Origin of the sequence: Vibrio fortis, assembly GCF_000695685.1 — a bacterium.
Classification (GTDB): domain Bacteria; phylum Pseudomonadota; class Gammaproteobacteria; order Enterobacterales; family Vibrionaceae; genus Vibrio; species Vibrio fortis_A.
In genome coordinates, this window is the sequence record NZ_JFFR01000027.1 from 388,425 (window position 1) to 410,234 (window position 21,810).

At 43.8% G+C, this 21,810-nt stretch carries 16 protein-coding genes; 10 read left to right on the forward strand and 6 right to left on the reverse strand.

Features of this window, described 5'->3' with window-relative positions:
• The first annotated feature begins 58 nt into the window (after positions 1-58).
• Positions 59-1,807, forward strand: coding sequence for a formate--tetrahydrofolate ligase (locus VFDL14_RS05285; RefSeq protein ID WP_032552602.1), 1,749 nt, complete (start codon positions 59-61; stop codon positions 1,805-1,807).
• A 196-nt stretch (positions 1,808-2,003) separates the two neighbouring features.
• Positions 2,004-3,908: a GGDEF domain-containing protein gene (locus tag VFDL14_RS05280; RefSeq protein WP_032552603.1), complete on the forward strand. Its 1,905-nt coding sequence runs from the start codon at positions 2,004-2,006 to the stop codon at positions 3,906-3,908.
• A gap of 126 nt (positions 3,909-4,034) precedes the next feature.
• Here VFDL14_RS05280 and VFDL14_RS05275 read toward each other — a convergent pair whose 3' ends face one another.
• Positions 4,035-4,640 (reverse strand): beta-phosphoglucomutase family hydrolase, encoded by a 606-nt coding sequence (locus VFDL14_RS05275; RefSeq protein WP_032552604.1) that lies wholly within the window; start codon positions 4,638-4,640, stop codon positions 4,035-4,037.
• A gap of 86 nt (positions 4,641-4,726) precedes the next feature.
• Here VFDL14_RS05275 and arfB point away from each other — a divergent pair, with 86 nt between their 5' ends.
• A complete protein-coding gene (gene arfB, locus VFDL14_RS05270) occupies positions 4,727-5,137 on the forward strand; it encodes an alternative ribosome rescue aminoacyl-tRNA hydrolase ArfB (protein WP_032552942.1) in 411 nt (136 codons plus the stop codon).
• 39 nt (positions 5,138-5,176) lie between these two features.
• Here arfB and VFDL14_RS05265 read toward each other — a convergent pair whose 3' ends face one another.
• Complete coding sequence (locus VFDL14_RS05265; RefSeq protein ID WP_032552943.1) at positions 5,177-5,494, reverse strand: helix-turn-helix transcriptional regulator; 318 nt, start codon at positions 5,492-5,494, stop codon at positions 5,177-5,179.
• Positions 5,495-5,771: 277 nt separating this feature from the next.
• Between VFDL14_RS05265 and VFDL14_RS0123405 the strand changes: the two genes are divergently transcribed.
• Positions 5,772-6,005, forward strand: coding sequence for a hypothetical protein (locus tag VFDL14_RS0123405; RefSeq protein ID WP_235201752.1), 234 nt, complete (start codon positions 5,772-5,774; stop codon positions 6,003-6,005).
• On the opposite strand, the gene VFDL14_RS05260 is transcribed toward VFDL14_RS0123405, so the two are convergent.
• The 3 genes from VFDL14_RS05260 to VFDL14_RS05250 form a co-directional block, all read right to left on the reverse strand.
• Positions 5,985-7,076: a S1 family peptidase gene (locus VFDL14_RS05260; RefSeq protein WP_032552606.1), complete on the reverse strand. Its 1,092-nt coding sequence runs from the start codon at positions 7,074-7,076 to the stop codon at positions 5,985-5,987. The two genes, VFDL14_RS0123405 and VFDL14_RS05260, sit on opposite strands and share 21 nt — an antisense overlap.
• Before the next feature lie 213 nt (positions 7,077-7,289).
• The gene (gene gcvT / locus VFDL14_RS05255; protein WP_032552607.1) at positions 7,290-8,423 is read right to left on the reverse strand and encodes a glycine cleavage system aminomethyltransferase GcvT; all 1,134 of its coding nucleotides are present in this window, start codon (positions 8,421-8,423) and stop codon (positions 7,290-7,292) included.
• A gap of 466 nt (positions 8,424-8,889) precedes the next feature.
• Positions 8,890-9,513, reverse strand: coding sequence for a helix-turn-helix domain-containing protein (locus VFDL14_RS05250; RefSeq protein ID WP_032552608.1), 624 nt, complete (start codon positions 9,511-9,513; stop codon positions 8,890-8,892).
• Between the two features lie 422 nt (positions 9,514-9,935).
• Between VFDL14_RS05250 and VFDL14_RS05245 the strand changes: the two genes are divergently transcribed.
• The 3 genes from VFDL14_RS05245 (at position 9,936) to gcvP (ending at position 14,641) form a co-directional block, all read left to right on the forward strand.
• Positions 9,936-11,231 carry a serine hydroxymethyltransferase gene (locus tag VFDL14_RS05245; protein ID WP_032552609.1) on the forward strand — a complete coding sequence of 432 codons (1,296 nt, stop codon included), beginning with the start codon at positions 9,936-9,938 and terminating at the stop codon, positions 11,229-11,231.
• A 55-nt stretch (positions 11,232-11,286) separates the two neighbouring features.
• Complete coding sequence (gcvH, locus tag VFDL14_RS05240; RefSeq protein ID WP_032552610.1) at positions 11,287-11,667, forward strand: glycine cleavage system protein GcvH; 381 nt, start codon at positions 11,287-11,289, stop codon at positions 11,665-11,667.
• Positions 11,668-11,761: 94 nt separating this feature from the next.
• Positions 11,762-14,641, forward strand: a complete 2,880-nt coding sequence (gene gcvP, locus VFDL14_RS05235; RefSeq protein WP_032552611.1) for an aminomethyl-transferring glycine dehydrogenase — start codon at positions 11,762-11,764, stop codon at positions 14,639-14,641.
• Between the two features lie 296 nt (positions 14,642-14,937).
• Here the strand turns inward: gcvP and VFDL14_RS05230 are convergent, their stop codons facing one another.
• On the reverse strand, positions 14,938-16,749 hold the full coding sequence (locus VFDL14_RS05230) for a citrate lyase ligase (protein ID WP_032552612.1): 1,812 nt from the start codon (positions 16,747-16,749) through the stop codon (positions 14,938-14,940).
• A gap of 345 nt (positions 16,750-17,094) precedes the next feature.
• Here VFDL14_RS05230 and VFDL14_RS05225 point away from each other — a divergent pair, with 345 nt between their 5' ends.
• The 3 genes from VFDL14_RS05225 to VFDL14_RS05215 all read left to right on the forward strand — a co-directional run bounded on the left by VFDL14_RS05225 (position 17,095) and on the right by VFDL14_RS05215 (position 21,744).
• Positions 17,095-17,610 (forward strand): sigma-70 family RNA polymerase sigma factor, encoded by a 516-nt coding sequence (locus tag VFDL14_RS05225; protein ID WP_032552613.1) that lies wholly within the window; start codon positions 17,095-17,097, stop codon positions 17,608-17,610.
• 1 nt (position 17,611) lies between these two features.
• Positions 17,612-18,547 carry a FecR domain-containing protein gene (locus VFDL14_RS05220; protein ID WP_032552614.1) on the forward strand — a complete coding sequence of 312 codons (936 nt, stop codon included), beginning with the start codon at positions 17,612-17,614 and terminating at the stop codon, positions 18,545-18,547.
• Positions 18,548-18,621: 74 nt separating this feature from the next.
• Positions 18,622-21,744 (forward strand): TonB-dependent receptor, encoded by a 3,123-nt coding sequence (locus VFDL14_RS05215; protein ID WP_032552615.1) that lies wholly within the window; start codon positions 18,622-18,624, stop codon positions 21,742-21,744.
• Positions 21,745-21,810 lie beyond the last annotated feature (66 nt).

Genomic DNA, 21,810 nt, shown 5'->3' on the forward strand with positions numbered 1-21,810 from the left:
ATTATCGCCACGCAAACGTTTTCGTACCACCTTATCGGTTTCAACATAAGGATTTAATATGCTGTCTGATATTGAAATTTGCCGCTCTGCTTCACTTAAGAACATCAGTGATATTGCTCTCGGTGCAGGCTTAACCACTGACGAATTCCAACCTCTCGGATTACATAAAGCAAAAGTCTCTCTCGAAAGCCTAAAGCGTCTCGAAGATAAACCAAAAGGGAAACTGGTCCTTGTTACAGCGATTACACCAACGCCACTCGGTGAAGGGAAAACCGTTACGACAATCGGTTTGAGCCAAGGCTTAGCAGCAATCAATCAGTCAGCAATGGCTTGTGTTCGTCAACCTTCAATGGGGCCTGTATTTGGTGTCAAAGGCGGTGCTGCTGGCGGTGGTTACTCTCAAGTAGCCCCAATGGAACAATTGAACCTACACCTAACTGGAGATATTCACTCTGTTACCGCGGCCCATAACCTCGCATCGGCAGCTATCGACGCTCGTTTGTATCATGAGCAGCGAGAAGGAGCGGAAGCCTTTGAGCAACGCTCCGGCTTGAAAGCGCTCAATATTGACCCTAAGCGCATTGTTTGGCGCCGAGTTCTCGATCATAACGATCGTGCACTACGTATGATTACCGTTGGTCGTAACGAAGAAGGTAAAAGCATTAATGGCTTTGAACGTGAAGACGGCTTCGATATTTCAGCAGCTTCGGAGCTTATGGCAATTCTCGCGCTCGCTGAGAACTTACAAGACCTACGTAAACGTATCGGACGCACTGTATTAGCTTACAATCAAAACGGTGAGCCGCTGACGGCTGAAGACTTTCAAGTCGCTGGTGCGATGACTGTTACCATGAAGGATGCTATCGAACCAACATTGATGCAGACGTTAGAAGGTGTCCCTACACTGATTCACGCAGGCCCTTTTGCCAACATTGCTCACGGAAACTCGTCGATCATTGCAGACAATATCGCACTGAGACTTGCAGACTACGTCGTAACTGAAGGTGGTTTTGGCTCTGATATGGGCTTTGAGAAGGCGTGCAATATCAAAGCTACTGCGGCCAAACAGTCACCAGACTGCGCAGTGGTTGTAGCAACGCTTAGAGGCCTAAAAGCTAATTCGGGTCTATACGACTTGAGGCCGGGCACTCCTCTCCCAGACTCGATCTTCCACGACGACACACATGCTCTTGTCGCGGGCTTTGAAAACCTTAAATGGCATATCAATAACGTTAAGAAATATGGCGTTCCTGTGGTGGTTGCCATTAACCGATTCCCACAAGACTCAACACAAGAGCTCGAACAACTCAGCTCCTTGATTAGTGAGTTCGACGACACTGTTTCGGTGGCAGTCAGTGAAGCCTTTGGTAAAGGTGGTGAAGGAGCAATTGACTTGGCCAAGGCTGTCGTCGCTTCTTGTCAAAATCCGGCACAATTCAAGCCTCTCTACACGACAGAACAATCACTCGAAGAGAAATTAATGGCTGTGGCGGAAGTTGGTTATGGGGCATCAAGTCTGACTTTGTCTAACAAAGCAAAATTGCAACTGGCAGAGTTTAAAAAGCATGGCTTTGACCACCTTTCGGTATGCCTTGCCAAAACGCCATTATCGATTTCAACGGAAGCACACGTTAAAGGCGCACCAACTCAGTTTGATGTTCCTGTGAGAGAGCTCAAGCTGTGCGCAGGGGCAGGATTTGTCTATGCACTATGTGGGAATGTAATGACCATGCCTGGGCTTCCTGACAAGCCAGCGTTTATGTCTTTAGACATCAACGAAGATGGTGAAATCACAGGCTTAAGTTAGCATTTATAGATGCTCAAAACAGCAAATTGCAGGTTATCGTCATGGTGAATGTAAGATAAGCTGCAATTTGCATACAAAAGCAACAAATTGCACACATACCTCTCAACTAGGAGATTTACCTAATCAGTTCTGGGTAAAGATCACATTAATAACCCCACTAAATCTATAGTATTGCGCTGATTCTTTGGGGATTGTAATGAAAGCAAGCATAAAAAAACTCGCAGGCCAATTTCTCTGTACTGTCCTAGCCCTAGGAATAGTTCCCGCGCTATATATAAACTCCGAATTTGACCGTATAAAAGCGCAATATGACACGAACATAAAACAGGCCAGCCAAAATCAAATCGAATACAGTTTTCACGAGCTGGGTTTAATCATACGTGAAGTTTCTAACACCATTCCAACCATTGCTGAATCAACGACACTCAAACGAGCCATACAATCGCCTTCAAACGACAACATCCACGCTCTACAAGATCTATGGCTGATGCTAGCCAATGGTCAAAAGTACTACTCGCAACTTCGTTATCTAGATCTTAAGGGTGATGAAAGAATACGTATCAATTATCAAGATGGTGAGGCACGCGTTGTCCCTGATAGTCAACTGCAAAACAAGGCGTCTCGTGACTATTTCACCACATTACAGCAACTTAAAGTTGGTGAGATTGCGTCTTTTGGTATTGACCTAGAGTATGAAAACGGCGAACCAGTGACTCCCCTGCTTCCTGCCCTACGAATCATGACACCCGTCGCAGTAGATGACAGCATTGTAGGCTACTTCATTGTTAACCTGAACATGGTCGAGATTTACGACCGACTTCATTACACCTTTGGCTCATCACTGGCGCAGCCGATCCTAATTAATAGCTCAGGCCATATATTGATGTCGCCGGAACCAGACCAAGCCTTTGGTCACCTCATCGATGCCCGTGCCGATAATACCTATGCAGTTACTCATCCAGAACTATGGAATGAGATTCTACAGCAGCGCAGTGGCAGTTACTTTGATGGTAAAGATTGGTATTTTTACGCGGATATCAGCCCTAATATTGAACAGTTGGAAGGACCTGTTCATATGGTATTGCACGTCGATAACCAACAACTTAGTGCGCAATACCAGCAAGAATACACAGCAATCATTATTCAGATAGTGACTCTCTCTATACTCATCTCAATCGTATCTGGTGTTTTCGTTGCATGGAACGTTAACCACAAGAAGAACAGCATCGAGAGTCAACTCGCTAAGGCGGCGATGAACGGAATGTCGGCCTTGGTTATCACGGATCGTAACAATCGTATTGTTAAAGTTAATCGTGAGTTCACCCGCGCGAGTGGCTATACGCTTGAAGAAGTTAAAGGCAAACAACCTTCGATATTCGCTTCTGGTAAAAACAACCAAGAGTTCTACATGCGTATGTGGGCGATCATCAATGAGCGTGGCATGTGGGAAGGCGAAGTGATAAACCGTCGCAAAGATGGCTCCCTAATTACAGAAATCCTAAGAATCCAGACGATCAAAGATTCAAACAACGTGATTCAATTCTATGTTGCATCGTTCGTTGATATCAGTAAGCGCAAAGAGCTTGAAAACAAACTGCGTAACTTAAGTGAGAAAGACGCACTTGCTGGCTGTTGGAATCGCCGTAAATTTGATGAAGAGCTACGTGATGAGTGTAACCGTGTCGCTCGTTACCCTGAGTTTGAACAGTCTTGTCTAGCAATTGTCGACATCGACCACTTCAAACGCATCAATGATCAGTTTGGACACGACTATGGCGACAAGGTGATTCAGGTCGTGGCGGGTGTGTTGCAAAGAGAGTGTCGTGAGACCGACTTTGTTGCGCGTATTGGTGGCGAAGAGTTTGGCATTGTCCTACCCCATACCAAACCAAACGAAGCCTACTGTGTGCTTAATCGCCTGAGAGTTGCAATATCGCTCGAGCTTGATGATCAAGTCACAGTCAGTGGCGGCGTAACCAACGTAACACATGACTCCAAACTCAGCTACAAATGTGCAGACTTAGCCCTCTATGAAGCAAAGGCAAACGGAAGAAACAACATCTGCTTGTTCCTGGATAGTGAAATGGAGCAAATCGCTTAGCACATAAATCACTAAATATAATTATGGCTCTTACTTTTACTCTCCGTTTTAGAGAATAGAAGTAAGAGCCATTTTTCGTAAATCTTCGTGTATGAATACCGCTTAGTGCATCCCACTATAATCGTATTAATCCGGCCTTGGATAGAACCTTAATTGCTTACCTTCCACAACCATGATGCAGTCCATATTGGCTGCGTGAGCCGCCTGTTTTCCCAAATCTGTATCTTCAAACACTACGCACTGCTCCGGTGATAGCCCCATCCCTTTACACGCATCCAAAAACGTATCGGGGTTTGGTTTATGACGCTCCACGTCAGTCGCTGTAACCAAGCTATCTAACTTTGGCAAAATATCAGTTTTAGCAAGTAAGGTTTCTGCACTTTTACGTTGACTGCCCGTCCCTACCGCAAGTCGTTTTCCTCCATAATGCTCTAACAATAAATCATGGGTACAAGAGATCACATCACCTTTATTTTCAATATTGGCAAAGGCATCCATCTTGAACGCTGATACTGCTTTCGGATCCAAGCTCAAACCATATTTTGCGTTTACTTCACCCGCTATTTTGTAGCTCGGCATGCCACCTAGGCTATGTAGCCAAGATGCTTCAAATTCAAAACCAAAGTGATTGGCTGTCTGCTGCCATGCTTGGATATGCGCTGGCATGGTATCAATGAGAGTACCGTCCATATCGAAAATTAAGCCGTCATACTTGGTTAGATCAATCGTCATCACTCTGTCACTCCAAAATAAAACTACTGATACCATAACCAATTACGAGTATCATGAGCCAACATTTTTTATGTTTATCAATGGTTATGTTACAAATATCGAATAACGTCTCTATACAATCTTGGGAGATTCAGCTTACCGCTATTCGCGCCCAAGGTGCAGGCGGGCAAAATGTGAACAAGGTGTCTAGCGCAATCCACCTTCGCTTTGATATCAAGCACTCTACCCTACCTGATTTTTACAAAGAGAGGCTACTGGCTTTGAAGGACAGCCGTGTTACCTCTGAGGGTGTCATCATCATTAAAGCGCAACAGTTTAGAACGCAGGAGCAGAACAAAGAGGATGCACTCAACAGGCTCAAAGCTTTGATCCTTGATGCAACAAAGGTAACAAAGACAAGACGTGCAACCAAACCCACTAAAGCTTCTCAGAAGAGACGTTTAGAAAAGAAAAAACAGCGCAGCAACACCAAACAACTGCGTGGCCGAGTGAGTTAACCAGCGTTTAGCTCATTTGTACCGGCTTAGCTCTCAAGTTTACGCCCCTCTAGTCAACGATAAGATCAACTTGATCAACAGCTTTCTTTGCTCGCCAGTTAACAACCGAGAAACAGCAGCCACGTCGTCAACCGTTGTTTGAGTAGCTTCTAACGTATCCATCACCACATCTAAATCTGATATCGCGAGTGAACGCGTAAGGGAGCGATATTGCGACATTTTAATATCGGCTTCGCCCCTCTCAATCCGCTGATATGTTTTCAAACTCATCCCAGCCATCGACGCGAGTTTTTCTTGTGAAAGGTTGGCTCGTTTTCTTCGTTCAATAATTGCCAACACAATAGGTTCATTTGACATACTCTCGGCCCTCAAAAGACACTTATGTCCTATTTTCAGCAAAAAGCAGACCAAATTGGGCATAAACTATTTACATAAACGCCCAGTAGCATATGATGCTCCGCCTAAAAAACGTTATATTTCAAATAACTTGTGTTAGTTTATAAATTTAGCGCAATTAATAAACAAACCTAAACCACTCTCGGGAAGAGCAAATAAATTGCAAAATGCAAATACTAGCGATGCAAAAAACGACATTGCCAATCGCTTCAAAATTATATTTCCCTGTATTAAACAGTTGCTAGACACACGAAACCCAGTAGCAGAAATCACCACAGTTCAATTTAGGCTACTGACTTATAAGGAGTTATTACTTCACAGCCACAGCTTAACCAAAGCAGAAGTGGACAAAGGCTTTAATTCATTGACACCAGAAGAGAAAAAGATCGCTCAGTTAGGTGTATTACACATAAACAAAGCGATCTTAGAGATTGATGAGTTGTTGGCAGGGTTAACGACGCGAACCCTGTAAGACTTGATTAGAGCGAGTTCTTCTCAAACCCAGTGCGAGAAGGACTCCAAGCCATAATGTTGATAACGCACCACCACTACTACTCTCACTAGAGCTGCTGACAGTTTGAATACTGCCGTGTTGACTTAAGTAAGCGGTACGTTTTAAGTCCGTTGATGTTGCTTTCGGGGTTTCATTGCCATTGATGACACTCGTAATCCATGCATTGAAATCGTTGATCTCTGTAAACACAGCCGTTACGCCGCCAGTGTAGCCACATTGGCTCGGTCCGAAACTCGTTATACCAACTTGTACATAATCCGAACCATCCCGCCAGTAAACTGGTCCACCGGAGTCACCCTGACAAGTACCACCGTTTAGTCGCGTTATTGGACTGTAATCGCCATCAAAACAAACCTGATTATCAGTTAGCGACGCCCCATTGGTAAACAAGCCACTGCATGTTTGGTTATTTATTAGATTCAAATCCACACGCTGCAAAAGTTTGGTACTATCAAATCCAGAAACAGTATCTCCGTGTCCGATCGCAACAAACTCAGGCGTTGTTACTTGACTTCGGTAGCCCTCATTTTCGGGCAACTTAACGACATCATTAATAGAATCAATATTCATAGGGTCGGCTAATTTAAGAATAGCAACATCATTCTGCAGTAGCTGGCTCAGGTTATTGTCAAAACCATTGTGGTAATAAACCTCAGAGATGCGATGACGCACGGCTGAACCATATGGGTACTGATTAACATCTTGGAGCTGAGGGACCACGACCGTAAACAATTGCGCTCGCTGATCACCATAAATACAGTGTGCAGCCGTCAATATGTGCTGAGTGTCTAAAATGGTTGCACCACAATACGGATCCGTAAAGTAGACGCCGTCATATTCAAAACTGTCTATAAACAAGCTGGCAATTGAGGGAAAATCTGAGGTGGAAGCATTAGTTCCATTAACAATATAAGGTGAGATATCTACATTCGAGTTTGTTGCTGTGACTGTATCAGCGCACACTGCAAAACTTCCAATCAAAGGAAGTGCTCCTATCCATCTCCACTTCTTCGATAGTGTGCTTTTCATTACCGCTCTCCTACACCTTCAGGATACTCTTATTGACTAATCTTCAGTATAGCGGCTTAAATTGTAAAACATTAACTAATCAATTGATCAAATGTGATGCATCCCCAAGATGATCAATAAGTTATATAAAAAGCAAAACCCCTTACCATCCACCATATGAATAGCAGTTGACAAGGGGAATGCGAAAAACAATCGGTTAAAAAATATTAACGATTAGCCACGGTAGTAACGTTGAGGTACAAACGGCATTTTCTCTACTGTCATTGCCAGTTTCTTACCACGTACTTCCGCAAAGACTTCTGTACCAATCGTAGCAAGATCTGTACGTACATAGGCCATTGAAACAGGCTTACCTGCGTTAGGGCCTGCAGTACCACTTGTTACCACACCGATTTTGTTGCCTTCGGCATCAAACAGCTCTGCACCTTCACGAACTGGTGCTTTAGTTTGACCAACAAGACCAACGCGCTTACGTTGAACGTCTTTGGTTGCGATCTGATCTAGAATGATGTCTGCACCTGGGAAACCACCAGCACGCTCACCGTCTGTGCGACGAACTTTCTGGATACCCCATAGTAGGCTTGCTTCTACCGGTGTCGTTGTTGTATCTAAATCATGACCGTATAGACATAGACCACACTCTAGGCGCAGTGAGTCACGAGCGCCAAGACCGATCCACTCTACTTCAGCTTCTGCAGTTAACTTACGAGCTAGTGCATCCGCGTGGTCGTTTGGTACAGAGATTTCGTAGCCATCTTCACCCGTGTAACCACTGCGGCTTACAATGCACTCAACACCGTCAATATCTACTTTTTGTACGTCCATGAACAGCATCTCAGCTACGCTTGGTTGGAAACGAGCCAGAACTTCTGCCGCCTTAGGGCCTTGTAATGCAAGTAGAGCACGGTCGTCGATCACTTCAAGCTCTACATCGCTTGGAAGATGTGCTGTCAGGTGGTCGATATCCTGTGTTTTACAGGCCGCATTTACCACAACAAATAGGTGGTCGCCTAGGTTGGCTACCATCAAGTCATCCATGATACCGCCCTGCTCATTAGTAAAGAACGCATAACGTTGCTTACCAGAAGGTAGGTCGATGATGTCTACTGGAACTAGAGTTTCTAGAGCCGCTGCTGCATTTTCACCGTGAAGACGCAATTGGCCCATGTGAGAAACATCAAATAGACCTGCTGCATCACGTGTGTGTAAGTGTTCTTTCTTAACGCCCAGTGGGTATTGAACTGGCATATCGTAGCCAGCGAAAGGAACCATCTTTGCACCAACTTCTACGTGCAGTGCATGCAGAGGTGTTTTTAACAGGTCTTGAGTTGCTTGTTCTTGAGTCATTTTATTCTCCATGAAGCGTTGCAGGTATCCAACATCGACGCTGCCGCTTATATCTCTTTGTAGAGTTGCTCTCTATCTAATAGTAAAGATGAGAACAGTAAGAAAGTAGGAGGTGGCGATATGGCCTCTATCTGTTGTCTTTCTATATAAGAAGAGTGCTCTATATAGAAAACCCAAAAGATAGCGAAATAGACACATTAGGTCACCTTCCAAGAATTCACTTCAGTAAACATCAATCAACATGAGTAAACCGTGTTCACTATAGTAAACAAGCCTGAATCAGTTTTACACCCTTAACAAGATCAAAACAGTCCAAAATGTGACATTTAACAATTTTAAAACAAATATGACAGGCACAAAAAAGCGTGATATTGATGCTTTTACCATCTATATCACGCTAATTAAAAGACGTTCACCACACAAGCAAACGTTTGCTTTCACTATAAGAAATTTAATAACTTTACATTTATTTTGCAGTCACCCACAGAATCAGAGCATCTTCTGTACTGGTAGAGATCAGCATATGCCCCATATTTGCATCATAGTACATGCTGTCTCCTTCACTCATTGGGATAGGCTCATAGAACTCTGAATAGAACATGATGTCGCCTGAGATCACCATCAGGAATTCTTCTCCATCATGGCGTACCCAATCGTTATACTCTTCAAACGCTCGTGCTCTTACTCGGCTCTTAAATGGCATCATCTTTTTGTTAGATAATTCCGTTGCCAGAAGCTCATGTTCATAGGTTGGAGTTGGGTGAGGTTTACCCTGCCCCGCCTTGGTTAAATCTCTACGTCCAGTAGCAACCTTTTTTCTAGGCGGCTCAAAGAGTTGCGGCATATCTATCTGCAAACCCATCGCTAGCTTTTGCATTGCTTGGAAGGTAGGAGATATCTGCTCGTTTTCAATTTTACTGAGCGTAGAACGCGCAAGGCCTGTTCTTTGGCTCGCTTCTTCTAATGTGATACCCAATTTGCTACGGATATCTTTAATACGTTGCCCTAATCTTAACGGCTCAATATTTTGGTCTGGCGTCTCTTTTGCCAGTGTCAAAGATGGGTACTCATCATAGATGTCTTCTGACATAGGTCCCTCGTTTTATTTCTGCATCCTGTCTATGGAATTCATTGTTGCACGAAGCGCTTTGTTGATTAAAGACCACACAAGAAAATAAAGCGTGCTCCCAGTAGCAAAACAAGAAAATCTGTTTCCTATTGGAAATTTTTATTGAAAATTGGATTTAACGGCGTTATGTTATCGACTTGTTAGATGAAGAGATGCTACTTCAGCTTGCATTAAATGACAGATTTAACATTTAAAGCAGCTGTTTTTACCCCACTTTTAGGGGAACCAATTTCGCACTGCATTGACCCTACGTTTGGTCGCTTGCATTCAATATCAAAGGCTTTAGCACTATATTGACGCAAACGATTACAATGCAGAAACCAACGCAAGACCTAATGGACACATAAAAACAATATCCATTAGTTAATTGAAAGGTCTCGACAATGAACAACGCATACCAAAACCATAGCTTAGACAGTTTTTTCTCTACTAACCTATCGGCAACTGACGACGCAGTATTCGCTGGAATCCAGGCTGAAAACGCACGTCAAAACGAACAAATCGAGCTAATTGCTTCTGAGAACATCGTTTCTAAGGCAGTTATGCAAGCACAAGGCACTTGCCTAACCAACAAATACGCTGAAGGTTACCCTGGTCGTCGTTACTACGGCGGTTGTGAACACGTAGATACAGTAGAAGCGATCGCGATTGAGCGCGCTAAGAAACTGTTTAACTGTGAATACGCTAACGTTCAACCTCACTCTGGCGCACAAGCTAACGGCGCTGTAAAACTGGCTCTTCTACAGCCAGGTGACACTATCCTAGGCATGTCTCTTGATGCAGGCGGCCACCTAACTCACGGCGCACGCCCTGCTCTTTCTGGTAAATGGTTCAACGCAGTTCAGTACGGTGTAAGCCGCGACACGCTTGAAATCGATTACGATGCAGTACGCGAGCTTGCTGTTGAACACAAACCAAAAATGATTATTGCTGGTGGTAGTGCAATTCCACGTACTATCGACTTCGCTAAGTTCCGTGAAATCGCGGACGAAGTTGGCGCACTGTTAATGGTAGATATGGCACACATTGCTGGTCTTATCGCGACAGGTGCTCACCCTAGCCCACTTCCTCACGCTCACGTCGTAACAACAACGACGCACAAAACACTGCGTGGCCCACGTGGCGGTATGATTCTGACTAACCACGAAGATATCAACAAGAAGATCAACTCTGCGGTATTCCCAGGTCTTCAAGGTGGTCCACTAATGCACGTTATTGCTGCTAAAGCAGTCGCATTTGGTGAGGCTCTAGGTCCAGAATTCAATACTTATATCGAATCAGTGATCAATAACGCAAAAGTTCTTGCTGAAGTGTTGCAAACTCGCGGTTGTGACATTGTGACAGGCGGAACAGACACACACCTAATGCTAGTTGACCTTCGCCCTAAGGGCTTGAAAGGTAACGTAACTGAAGAAGCATTAGAACGTGCAGGGATCACATGTAACAAAAACGGTATCCCATTCGATACAGAGAAGCCTATGATTACTTCTGGTATTCGTTTAGGAACACCAGCTGGAACCAGCCGTGGTTTTGGCGCTGAAGAATTCAAACTCATCGGTGAGTGGATCGGCGATGTACTAGACGGCCTTGTTGAAAGCCCTGAAGGTAACGCTGAAGTTGAGCAACGCGTTCGCAAGCAAGTTAAAGAACTGTGCAAGCGCTTCCCGCTTTACCGTTAATAGAACACTTTTTATTTTTTAAATTAACACCTCATAAATTTTTGGAGAACAAGCAATGGACAATACACTTAAGTTTGCAGACAGCCACGAGTGGGTTAAAGACAACGGTGACGGTACTGTAACTATCGGTATTTCTGAGCACGCTCAAGAGATGCTAGGTGACGTTGTATTCGTTGACCTACCAGAAACAGAAGACGAAGTGGAAGCAGGTGAAAGCTTCTCTCTTGTAGAGTCTGTAAAAGCAGCATCTGACATCTACGCTCCTATCACTGGTGAAATCGTTGAAATCAACGAAGAACTAGAAGATAGCCCAGAGCTAATCAACGAAGAACCTTATGAAGGTGGTTGGATTGTTAAAGTGAAGATGGCTGACGCATCTGAGCTAGACAACCTAAAAGATGCAGAAGAATACCTAAACTCAATCGACGAAGATTAATTAGGTAGCCCGTATACGATGAAGCTGCTCTTTGGAGCAGCTTAATTTTAGGGGCTTGCTCACGGTCCCTATATAGAGAAAGTAGAACGATATCATGACTGAATTACTTCAAAGCCAATTACTTAAAGATTTGGGTACTCAAAACGAGTTCGTTGCACGCCACAACGGTCCAAATAAAGCAGACCAGCAAAAAATGCTGGACGCGATCAACTCATCTAGCCTTGATGCATTGATCGACGAAACGGTTCCTGCGCAAATTCGCCTAGAGAAGCCAATGACGCTTGCTGCGCCACTTAGCGAAATGGATATGCTGAGCTCGCTTAAAGAGATCGCTAACCTAAACCAAGTTAAGCGTACTTTCATCGGCCAAGGCTACTACAACACGTTCACTCCAAACGTTATCCTACGTAACGTTTTGGAAAACCCAGGCTGGTACACGGCTTACACGCCTTACCAACCAGAAATTTCTCAAGGTCGTCTTGAAGCACTGCTTAATTACCAACAAATGGTAATGGACCTAACCAGCATGGAAATCGCAAACGCATCACTACTCGATGAAGCGACGGCGGCTGGTGAAGCCATGACTCTGTGTAAGCGTGCAGGTAAAAGCAAGAGCAAAGTGTTCTTCGTTGCTGACGATGTTCACCCACAAACACTAGAAGTTGTAAAAACTCGTGCTGAGTACATTGGCTTCGAAGTTATGGTTGGTGCACTTGAAACACTTCCTGAACAAGACGTATTTGGTGCTCTTGTACAGTACCCAGGTACAACTGGTGAAGTTCGCGACCTAACAGACATCATCGCAAAAGCACAAGCAAACAAAACGCTTGTAACTGTTGCAACAGACCTACTTGCTTCTGCTCTACTTAAGCCAGCTGGCGAAATGGGCGCAGACGTAGTGATCGGTAGCGCACAACGCTTCGGTGTTCCTATGGGTTATGGCGGTCCACACGCTGCATTCATGGCAACACGTGACAAGCACAAGCGTACTATGCCAGGTCGTGTAATCGGTGTTTCTATCGATACAAACGGTAACCAAGCACTACGTATGGCAATGCAAACTCGTGAGCAACACATCCGCCGCGAGAAAGCAACATCAAACATCTGTACTGCTCAAGCACTTCTAGCGAACATGGCGTCTTTCTACGCGGTTTACCACGGTGCAGAAGGCCTACGTACTATTGCTCGTCGTACTCACCATATGACAGCGATTCTAGCTGCTGGTCTAACTAAGTCAGGTTACGAGCTAACAAACAACAGCTTCTTCGATACCATCACAATTAACTCTGAAGAGAAGACTGAAGCGCTCTACGCACGTGCTCAAGCGGCAGACATCAACCTGCGTCTACTTCCAGGTAAGATCGGTATCAGCTTAGATGAAACAACTACGATCGATGATATCAACGCACTATTCGCTATCTTCGACGTGAAAGAAGACATCAACGCACTTTCAACGGACATTGCTGCTAATGAATTTGCTGCAATCCCAGAGAACTGTCGTCGTGAATCTGAGTACCTAACGCACCCAGTATTCAACACGCACCACAGCGAAACGCAAATGATGCGTTACCTAAAACAGCTAGAGAACAAAGACTTCTCACTAACGCACGGCATGATCCCACTGGGCAGCTGTACGATGAAGCTGAACGCTGCAGCAGAGATGATCCCTGTAACATGGCCTGAGTTTGGCTCTATCCACCCGTTCGCTCCTTTAGAGCAAGCGGCTGGTTACACAGCTCTAGCAAAAGATCTTAAAGAGAAGCTATGTGAGATCACTGGTTACGACGATTTCTCTCTACAGCCTAACTCTGGTGCATCTGGTGAATACGCAGGTCTAATCGCGATTCAACGTTACCATGCAAGCCGTGGTGAAGGTCACCGTAACGTTTGTCTGATCCCTAGCTCTGCGCACGGTACTAACCCAGCAACGGCATCTATGGTTTCTATGAAGGTAGTGGTTGTTAAGTGTGATGAAGATGGCAACATCGACATGACTGACCTAGCAGCTAAGATCGAGAAACACAAAGACAACCTATCAAGCATCATGATCACTTACCCTTCTACACACGGTGTATACGAAGAGCAAGTGAAGGAAGTCTGTGAACAAGTACACGCTGCGGGCGGTCAAGTTTACCTAGACGGCGCGAACATGAACGCTCAAGTTGGTCTAACGTCTCCAGGCTTCATCGGGTCTGACGTTTCTCACTTGAACCTACACAAAACATTCTGTATTCCACACGGTGGTGGCGGTCCAGGTATGGGTCCAATCGGTGTTAAATCTCACCTAGCACCTTTCCTGCCAGGCCACATCGAAAATGGTGTACAAGGTTCTGACTACGCGGTATCAGCAGCGGATCTAGGTAGTGCTTCTATCCTACCTATCTCTTGGGCTTACATCGCAATGATGGGTGAACCAGGTCTGACGGAAGCGACTAAAGTTGCTATCCTGAACGCAAACTACGTGATGGAAAAACTACGTCCTCACTACCCTGTTCTTTACCGTGGTACTAACGGCCGCGTAGCGCACGAATGTATTATCGATATTCGTCCACTTAAAGAAGAAACAGGCATCAGCGAAGAGGATATCGCGAAGCGTCTAATGGACTACGGTTTCCACGCGCCTACTATGTCATTCCCAGTTGCAGGCACGCTAATGGTTGAGCCAACTGAGTCAGAAGACTTAGAAGAACTAGACCGTTTCTGTGAAGCGATGATCGCTATCCGCAACGAAATGGCTGCAGTTAAGAACGGTGAATGGCCGCTAGATAACAACCCACTAGTTAATGCACCGCATACACAAGTGGACCTATCAAGCGAAACATGGGACCGTCCATACTCTCGTGAACTTGGTTGCTTCCCATCTCAAGCTTCTAAGAACGCGAAGTACTGGCCTACTGTGAACCGTGTAGACAACGTATACGGCGACCGTAACCTAATCTGTTCTTGCCCAAGCATCGAGAACTACGAAGACTAATTTTGTACGTTTCTAAATAATCAAAAAGCGAATCATTTGGTTCGCTTTTTTTGTTTTTGATCCACTCTTTAAGAGTCTATAACGGCATCATACAAAGAGAATACCGACAATTGTACAGATACGAAAAAACCAGCACTAGGCTGGTCTTTCGTAATTTGCAGGCGCCTCCCGGAGTCGAACCGAGGTCCACGGATTTGGATTTGGTTATATAGCAAACAATTAAGTTCAACCTTCACTTAGAGAACTCAAAGCGTCATTTAGACAAACCACACTCTTAGTTTTGAACTTAGGCAGGCTTAAGCTGCAGATTTACCATAGTTTTCTTGCAAAAATAGAAGCGTTGGCTCTGGTACTATTTGTGCAATGCCGTCGAAATCCCCTACTTCTAATAGCTTACGAACTTTCGAAGCACTGATAACATCACCATTCGTTGCAATACGATCGATAATATCAACCTCAATACCGTACTCTGGAAGTAGCTCTTGCATTTTTTCATTATACTGTTTGGTGATCATACACTTAGGCTCATCACCCAAGAAAATCTGAGTAATGTTTAGCGTTTTAGCTATGTACTCACAGAAGAACCATGCTTCCATTGAAGCGTCTGCTTTGGCTTCTGTGGTGTCTTTATCGAAGTAATCTGGGTAAGTTAACTCTGTACAGATAAACTTACCGCCTCGAAGCACCGTGACATTCTCTAGGTGCTTTGTGCTCTCTGCGACTAAATGAAGACGGTCTTCGAACCTAAAGAACGATTTGTCTTCTTCAATGACAAAAATAAATAACTTATCAACATTACGAGAAGCATGTTCCAGCAAATGGAGGTGGCCTTTAGTAATAGGGTTACAGTTTACAGCTACGCTACCCACTTTTAGCTCTGGATCAGGAACATGGCTTTCCAGCAAAGATAAATAGCTTTTCATCTCGCACGATTCAAGAGCTTCTGCAGTTTTCTTATATAAGAAATACTTCAGGTTATCTAATACTTGATACATTGCTTGAGAAGGTTGAATATTAGAAATTGAGAAAGAACTATTATTAAAGCGCTCGAGCAAGAATCTATTGACAATATATTTTGATAATATTTTATTTCCTTGAGGTGAGAAATGGCAATGATGTTTTGCTAAGTCAACAAAAAAGTCCCCCCCTCTGTCAAAGCTATTAAGATCTAGCTTATATATATCTTCATCATCAAACCTATTGAACTCATCATAGTCAAAAAATATAACCACATCACCACTTTCAATATTGGTTTGAATCATATTGTTAATAGCCAATAACAAATTCATGCCATGAACACCATAGTTCTCGACTTTTATATCACTATAGTGATCATTTATTTCCTTCTGTATTAAACTTACAATGGTATCCTCGTCACTAGTCCCAACTGAGTACGTAGTTGAAGTGCCGAAACACAACACCTTATTCTTGTAATTATCGGGTTGACCCACAGTTTCTCTCAAACCATTTTTAACTGATACGTAAGAGTTTTGCATGTCACCCAACAAAACTTTGGTTGCTTTTATAACGGGAGGTCGATAGTCAAACAATTCATCAAAACGAACATTATCGTAGTTCTTATATACACTCTTTATATAACTAGGAGGATTATTTTCCTTGCTCCATTTAGGGCGTTCTTTATTATAAAGGTCTATATTAGATAATAGTTCCTTTTCCGTTTCAGAGAGATTTTTTAATTCTTTTCCTTTACCGGAAAGCGAAATAAGCAGAGGTGTAGCGCCCTTATTTTTAACATAATCCTTAATAAATTTTATCTTGTCAAAATCGTATACACTATCATCAATACATCCTAAGATAGGAATAATATCTTCAGATTGTTTATTTGATGCATTTAGTTTTAGGTTGTCACTACTCTCGAAGTCATTAGTTAGTATATATAAATTTTTTAATACATAATAATATTCAGGGTTTTCACCTAACTCATAGACTTTCTTCGCATGAAATATTGCACGTTTATAATCGCCAAGTCTACAATATAATCTAGTCAGCTTAATATCACTTGTAATTTTACAGTCGCTATTACTTAATAGGTTTTTAGCAATATATTTAGCGATTCTCAGCCTAATTGACAAGTTATCAACTTTCATTTCACTACCTAACATACATCATACAAATATTTGGGATGGCTATGATTAGCCAAAAGTTGAAAAGTAGCACATGTTAGACCAGTGGTTTGTAATGAAATGTAGTCTTTTGTATTGCCATAACTTACTGATATTGCAGTTAATAACTGCATAAAACTTTTCACCAACTGTTACTTTTTTTCACATTATGCATAAAGGCTATACAAACACTTCTTTTAATCATTGAGACGTTGGTATTACGCTCAAAATCGAGTTTTATAAAAAACATGTAGCACATTAGAAAATTTCTGATATATTCACTGCCCAATGATAATAATTATCATTAAGGTTAGTAAGGAGTATCAGGGAATGACCGTAGCGAGCAACAACACCTCACACAGCGTGGATCAAATGTACCAAGAGCATCACAGCTGGTTATCGGTGTTTATTAAACGACGCTTAGGATGCCCTGACACTACGGCTGATCTTGTTCAAGATACTTATCTACGCTTGTTAACCAGAGGTAAGCTGCCTGAATACAAAGATTCAAGAAAGTATCTGACTCATATCGCTAAAGGGTTGGTGATTGATCTTTATCGAAAACGTCGCGTGGAAAGTGCCTACTTAGAGCTCATTGAACAAGAACCCTCTCTCGTCGCTAGCTCTCCGGAAGACCACACCATAGTGGTTGAAGCACTGGTAGAGATCGATACCCTACTCCACAAACTGCCAATCAAAGCTCGCCAAGCGCTGCTCATGAGACAACTCGAAGGCAAGAGCTACAAAGAGATCGCTTTCGAACTTGAAGTCTCAGTATCTTCGGTTGAAAAGTACGTTGCTAAGGGCCTTCAAGGTTGCATGCTAGCCATGCTTAATGAGGTTTGAGATGCATCAAATACCACCTGAGACCATAGAGCAAGCATCAGTTTGGATGGCACGCCTTTGGGCTGACGATGCCACGCAACAAGATCATGACTCGTTCGAATGTTGGAGGCTTGCCCACCCGAATAACGCCTTGGCTTGGCAAAAGTTAGAACTGCTACAAAGTAAGTTTTGTACCATTCCTCAAGGAAAAATCAGCAAGCAGGTCTTAACGCGTAAGTCACCGAGAGTCAGTCGTCGCGAATTCTTATCCATAAGCGCGCTATCATTCGTCGCATTAAGTTCAGGCATGGCGGTATACAGACCAACGCCGACAGGTACCGAATACTCAACTGCGACTGGCGAAATTCGTTCAATGACACTGCTCGACGGCACACAATTAGCACTAAACACTGATTCCAAATTATTTGTGGATTTTGATAATCATCAGCGTGATATTCATATTGAACGCGGCGAAGTCATGATCACCAATACACATCATCGTAGCCCATTGACAGTCTCGACTTCGCGGGGTTTAGTGCTGCCTATCGGAACCCAATTCAGTATCCGAGAGCATGCCGACACCACTCAAGTCTCTGTTTACGAGGGTGAAGTCGAAATTCAACCTATGCTCGGGATGGGGAAACCGCATCTTTTCGCAGGGCAAACTGCCCACTTCGATCGCCGCACAGTATCACAGCCAAACCAGACCCAAGATTCAGACATGCTTTGGTTGGAACATAAAATCATGGCGGAAGCGACACAGCTCAAAACCTTCATCAACGAATTAGGGCGTTATCGACGCGGCATCATCAACGTCGATGCCAGTGCCGCAGCACTCAAACTTACTGGTGTGTTCTCGACCAAAGATATTGATAAAACCTTACACAATATTAGCCAGATACTGCCAGTAAGAATCCACTACCGAACCCCTCTTTGGGTCACCATCACAGCAAAATAAAATTTTATTACGGATTTCAGATTCTTGTTCGGTGTATCTGACAGTCAGTTAGAAATCCCGATAAGGAAATTACGGTGCCAAATGCCAAGCAGCGCTCGCTACTCTCCAAACTTACCACGATAAAACTCGGTGTCGTTATATTGAGTTTTCCTTTTGCTTCTCACGCTGCAGAAGACCATCAATATAATATTCCAGCAGGCACCCTAGACAGTGCTCTCAACCACTTTGCCGTTGAATCGGGTATCGAGTTTTATCTAGATTCGTCGCTCTCTTCAGAGCTTTACAGCCAAGGTTTAGTCGGCCAGTACAACAATGAACAGGCGCTGTCTTTGCTATTGACTAATACCGGTCTGCAAGCACAAAAGCAGTCTGATGGTGTTTATTACCTCGTACCGACTACAGACTCGATGACACTCGATGCTATACAAGTTCGCACCCATTTTGATGATGCCTATCAAAGAGACGCAGACGGTGAAATGGATGTGTACGACAAAGACGTCGCTACCGCTTATCTCGGGAAAGAAGAAATCGAACGCTTCAAAGGGACCAGTGCAGCGGATCTATTCACCGGTGTCGCCAACACACACAGTGGCGAAGCACGAAATGGCGGTGGCAGTATCGACCCGAACGTACGTGGTGTACAGGGTTTTGGTCGTGTACCTGTTGTTATCGATGGTACTGAACAAGGTATTTCAGTGTATAACGGCTATCGTGGGTCATCGAACAGAAACTACATTGACCCCAACCTTATCGGCAGCATGACCGTCTATCAAGGTGCTCAATTAAACTCAGAGATCAATACCTCAACAGGTGGTGCCGTAAAAGTGACCACCTTGCAACCGCAAGATATCGTTGAAGAAGGTGAACAATTTGGTATTGAGTTAGTTGCCGAAAGTAGCAGTAACTCCATCGAGCCAAACAAAGCGCGACTGCATACCGGAAAACGTTGGCAAGACGTCCCTGCTTATGCCGAGCTAGGTGGCGTTCCACTGTACGATGATCCAGAACTTCGTTTCCAAACCAGAGACAACAAAACAGATAACCCCTTCAATGGAGAAGACGTCGCCTACCGCCTCGCACTCACTGGAATCGAACCAAAATTTGACTGGTTAGCCGCGTACGCATACCGAAATCGGGGCAACTACTATTCAGGTACCAGCAAAGCTGACTTCTACTCGAAACCATTTGATAATAACTCCAGTGACCAAGTCGCGGGGCGAAATCCACTTTTAAGACCTGAACACATGGCATTGGTCCACTACCCTGGCCACGAAGTACCCAACACATCGGCTGAAATGGAATCAGCACTGTTAAAAGGTACGATCAATTTCAGTGATTACTACAAACTGCACGCCAGTATCCGATACACGGAAAGTACTCATGGTGAAATACTGGCGAGTCGTTCAGACTACCGAAATTCTGATGGACTCGCTCAGTGGCCGCTTGCGAACGCAAAAATGCAAGCTTACACCCTGAAATTTAGAGCTAACCCTGAACACGATTTGCTAAACCTAAGCACCAACTTATGGCTGACAAAAACAGATTCACGCAGCAATACTGGTTATGGCTTCCCCAACTTCGTGAACTACAAAAGCGATACGCCTGACATCATCATAAACACATCCGTCGTTAACCGTGATGAGCAAAGGTACGGGTTCGATTTCAATAACAAGATGCTACTGACAGACTCTATTGATATGACATTGTCCGGCAGTTACATGATGCACGAATTGAACCCTAAAGAAGGGCTAGCCAACCTTGTCGATTTCTATGGTGGTGCAGTCCGTGCCGGTGAAAGAGAAGAATACAACGGCGCAGTAAAGATTGAATGGCGCCCACATGAATCCATCGTGTTAGATTCTGGTGTCCGTTACATCTCTTACAATGCGACAGATTACTATATCGAGCATCAAGTAAACTCTGGCGACATTAGTCCTCTTAAAGAGTACAAGAAAGACGGTTACCAATTAACGTATCAAACGCTAGAAACCTATGCGCCGGAAGAGATCGCACAAAATGTAGCAAATGCAGAGCATGAGGTGAGGGTCACTTTCACGCAACAAAACCTCAATACTGAGATAGATAGATTACAAAACTTGATCGTTATGTTCCCTGATCAAGCCAGTGAGTACCAAAGTCAGTTAGACGAACGACAAACAGAACTCGCTAATTTCGATGCCATATTGCAACAAAAGCTACAAACCCAAACCGAAGCGGCGCAAAATCAAACCACTTTCATCGAGCACCATGCATCCAATTGGTTAACCAATAGCGACAACGAGCTCGATCTGGCGAACAATGCTTGTCGTATTGCCATGCAACAAGAAAACTACATCGAAGGCAGTTGTAAAGCCAAGTCGCTTGAGACTTCTGAAGAATACAACACCCAGTACAAAACTAGCGGTAGTGGGTGGATGCCTTCTGTCACAGCCACATGGTTAATCAGCGATAACAGCCGAATTTACACCCGTTATGCTGAGACTTTGCGTTTCCCAAGCTTATTTGAAAGTACCAGTGGATTCAGTAGTAACCCCGTCGCAAGTGCTCCACTACAACCTGAGCGTGCCAAACTGTACGAGACGGCCTATATTCACTACTTCGATAATGCGAGCTTTAAGCTGACCTATTTTGATCAAACCATTGACGATGTAATGGATAGAGACCGCGACAGTTATAACTTCACTAACCTAGATAGCCAACGAACCAGCGGTATTGAGATCAATGGGCAGTTTGATAACAGCGTTTATTTTGCTGATGCCTCAATTGCTTACAACTTCCGAAACGAAGTTTGTGACAGAAACTCAGCCGCTCAAGGTTATATAAAGGATGTAATTTTAGGCAATACCCCATCCGAAGAAACCTGTGTTCGTGGTGGATTTTCAGAAGGAAGCTTCCTTGCTGCCCATGCAGCACCTGAATATACAGGCAGTATTTTACTAGGTACTCGTTTCTTTGATACCGACTTAGAAACAGGCGTACGTACGAACTACGTTTCAGCGAGTCATGAAGATGAGATCATAAAAAGAACTGAGGTGATTACTTATGATGCCTACGTCAAATATGCCTTCACAAAGAAACTGAGTGCTGAACTGATTGGTATCAATTTATCTGATGTTTATTACTTAGATACAGGTTCGGTATCAGGTATGCCCGCTCCAGGCCGAACATTAACCTTCAAACTAAGTGGTAAGTTTTAATAAAAAGACCACTGATATTGCCTTTCATACTCGTTTGGAATCAAACGTATCAATCAAAACCATAAT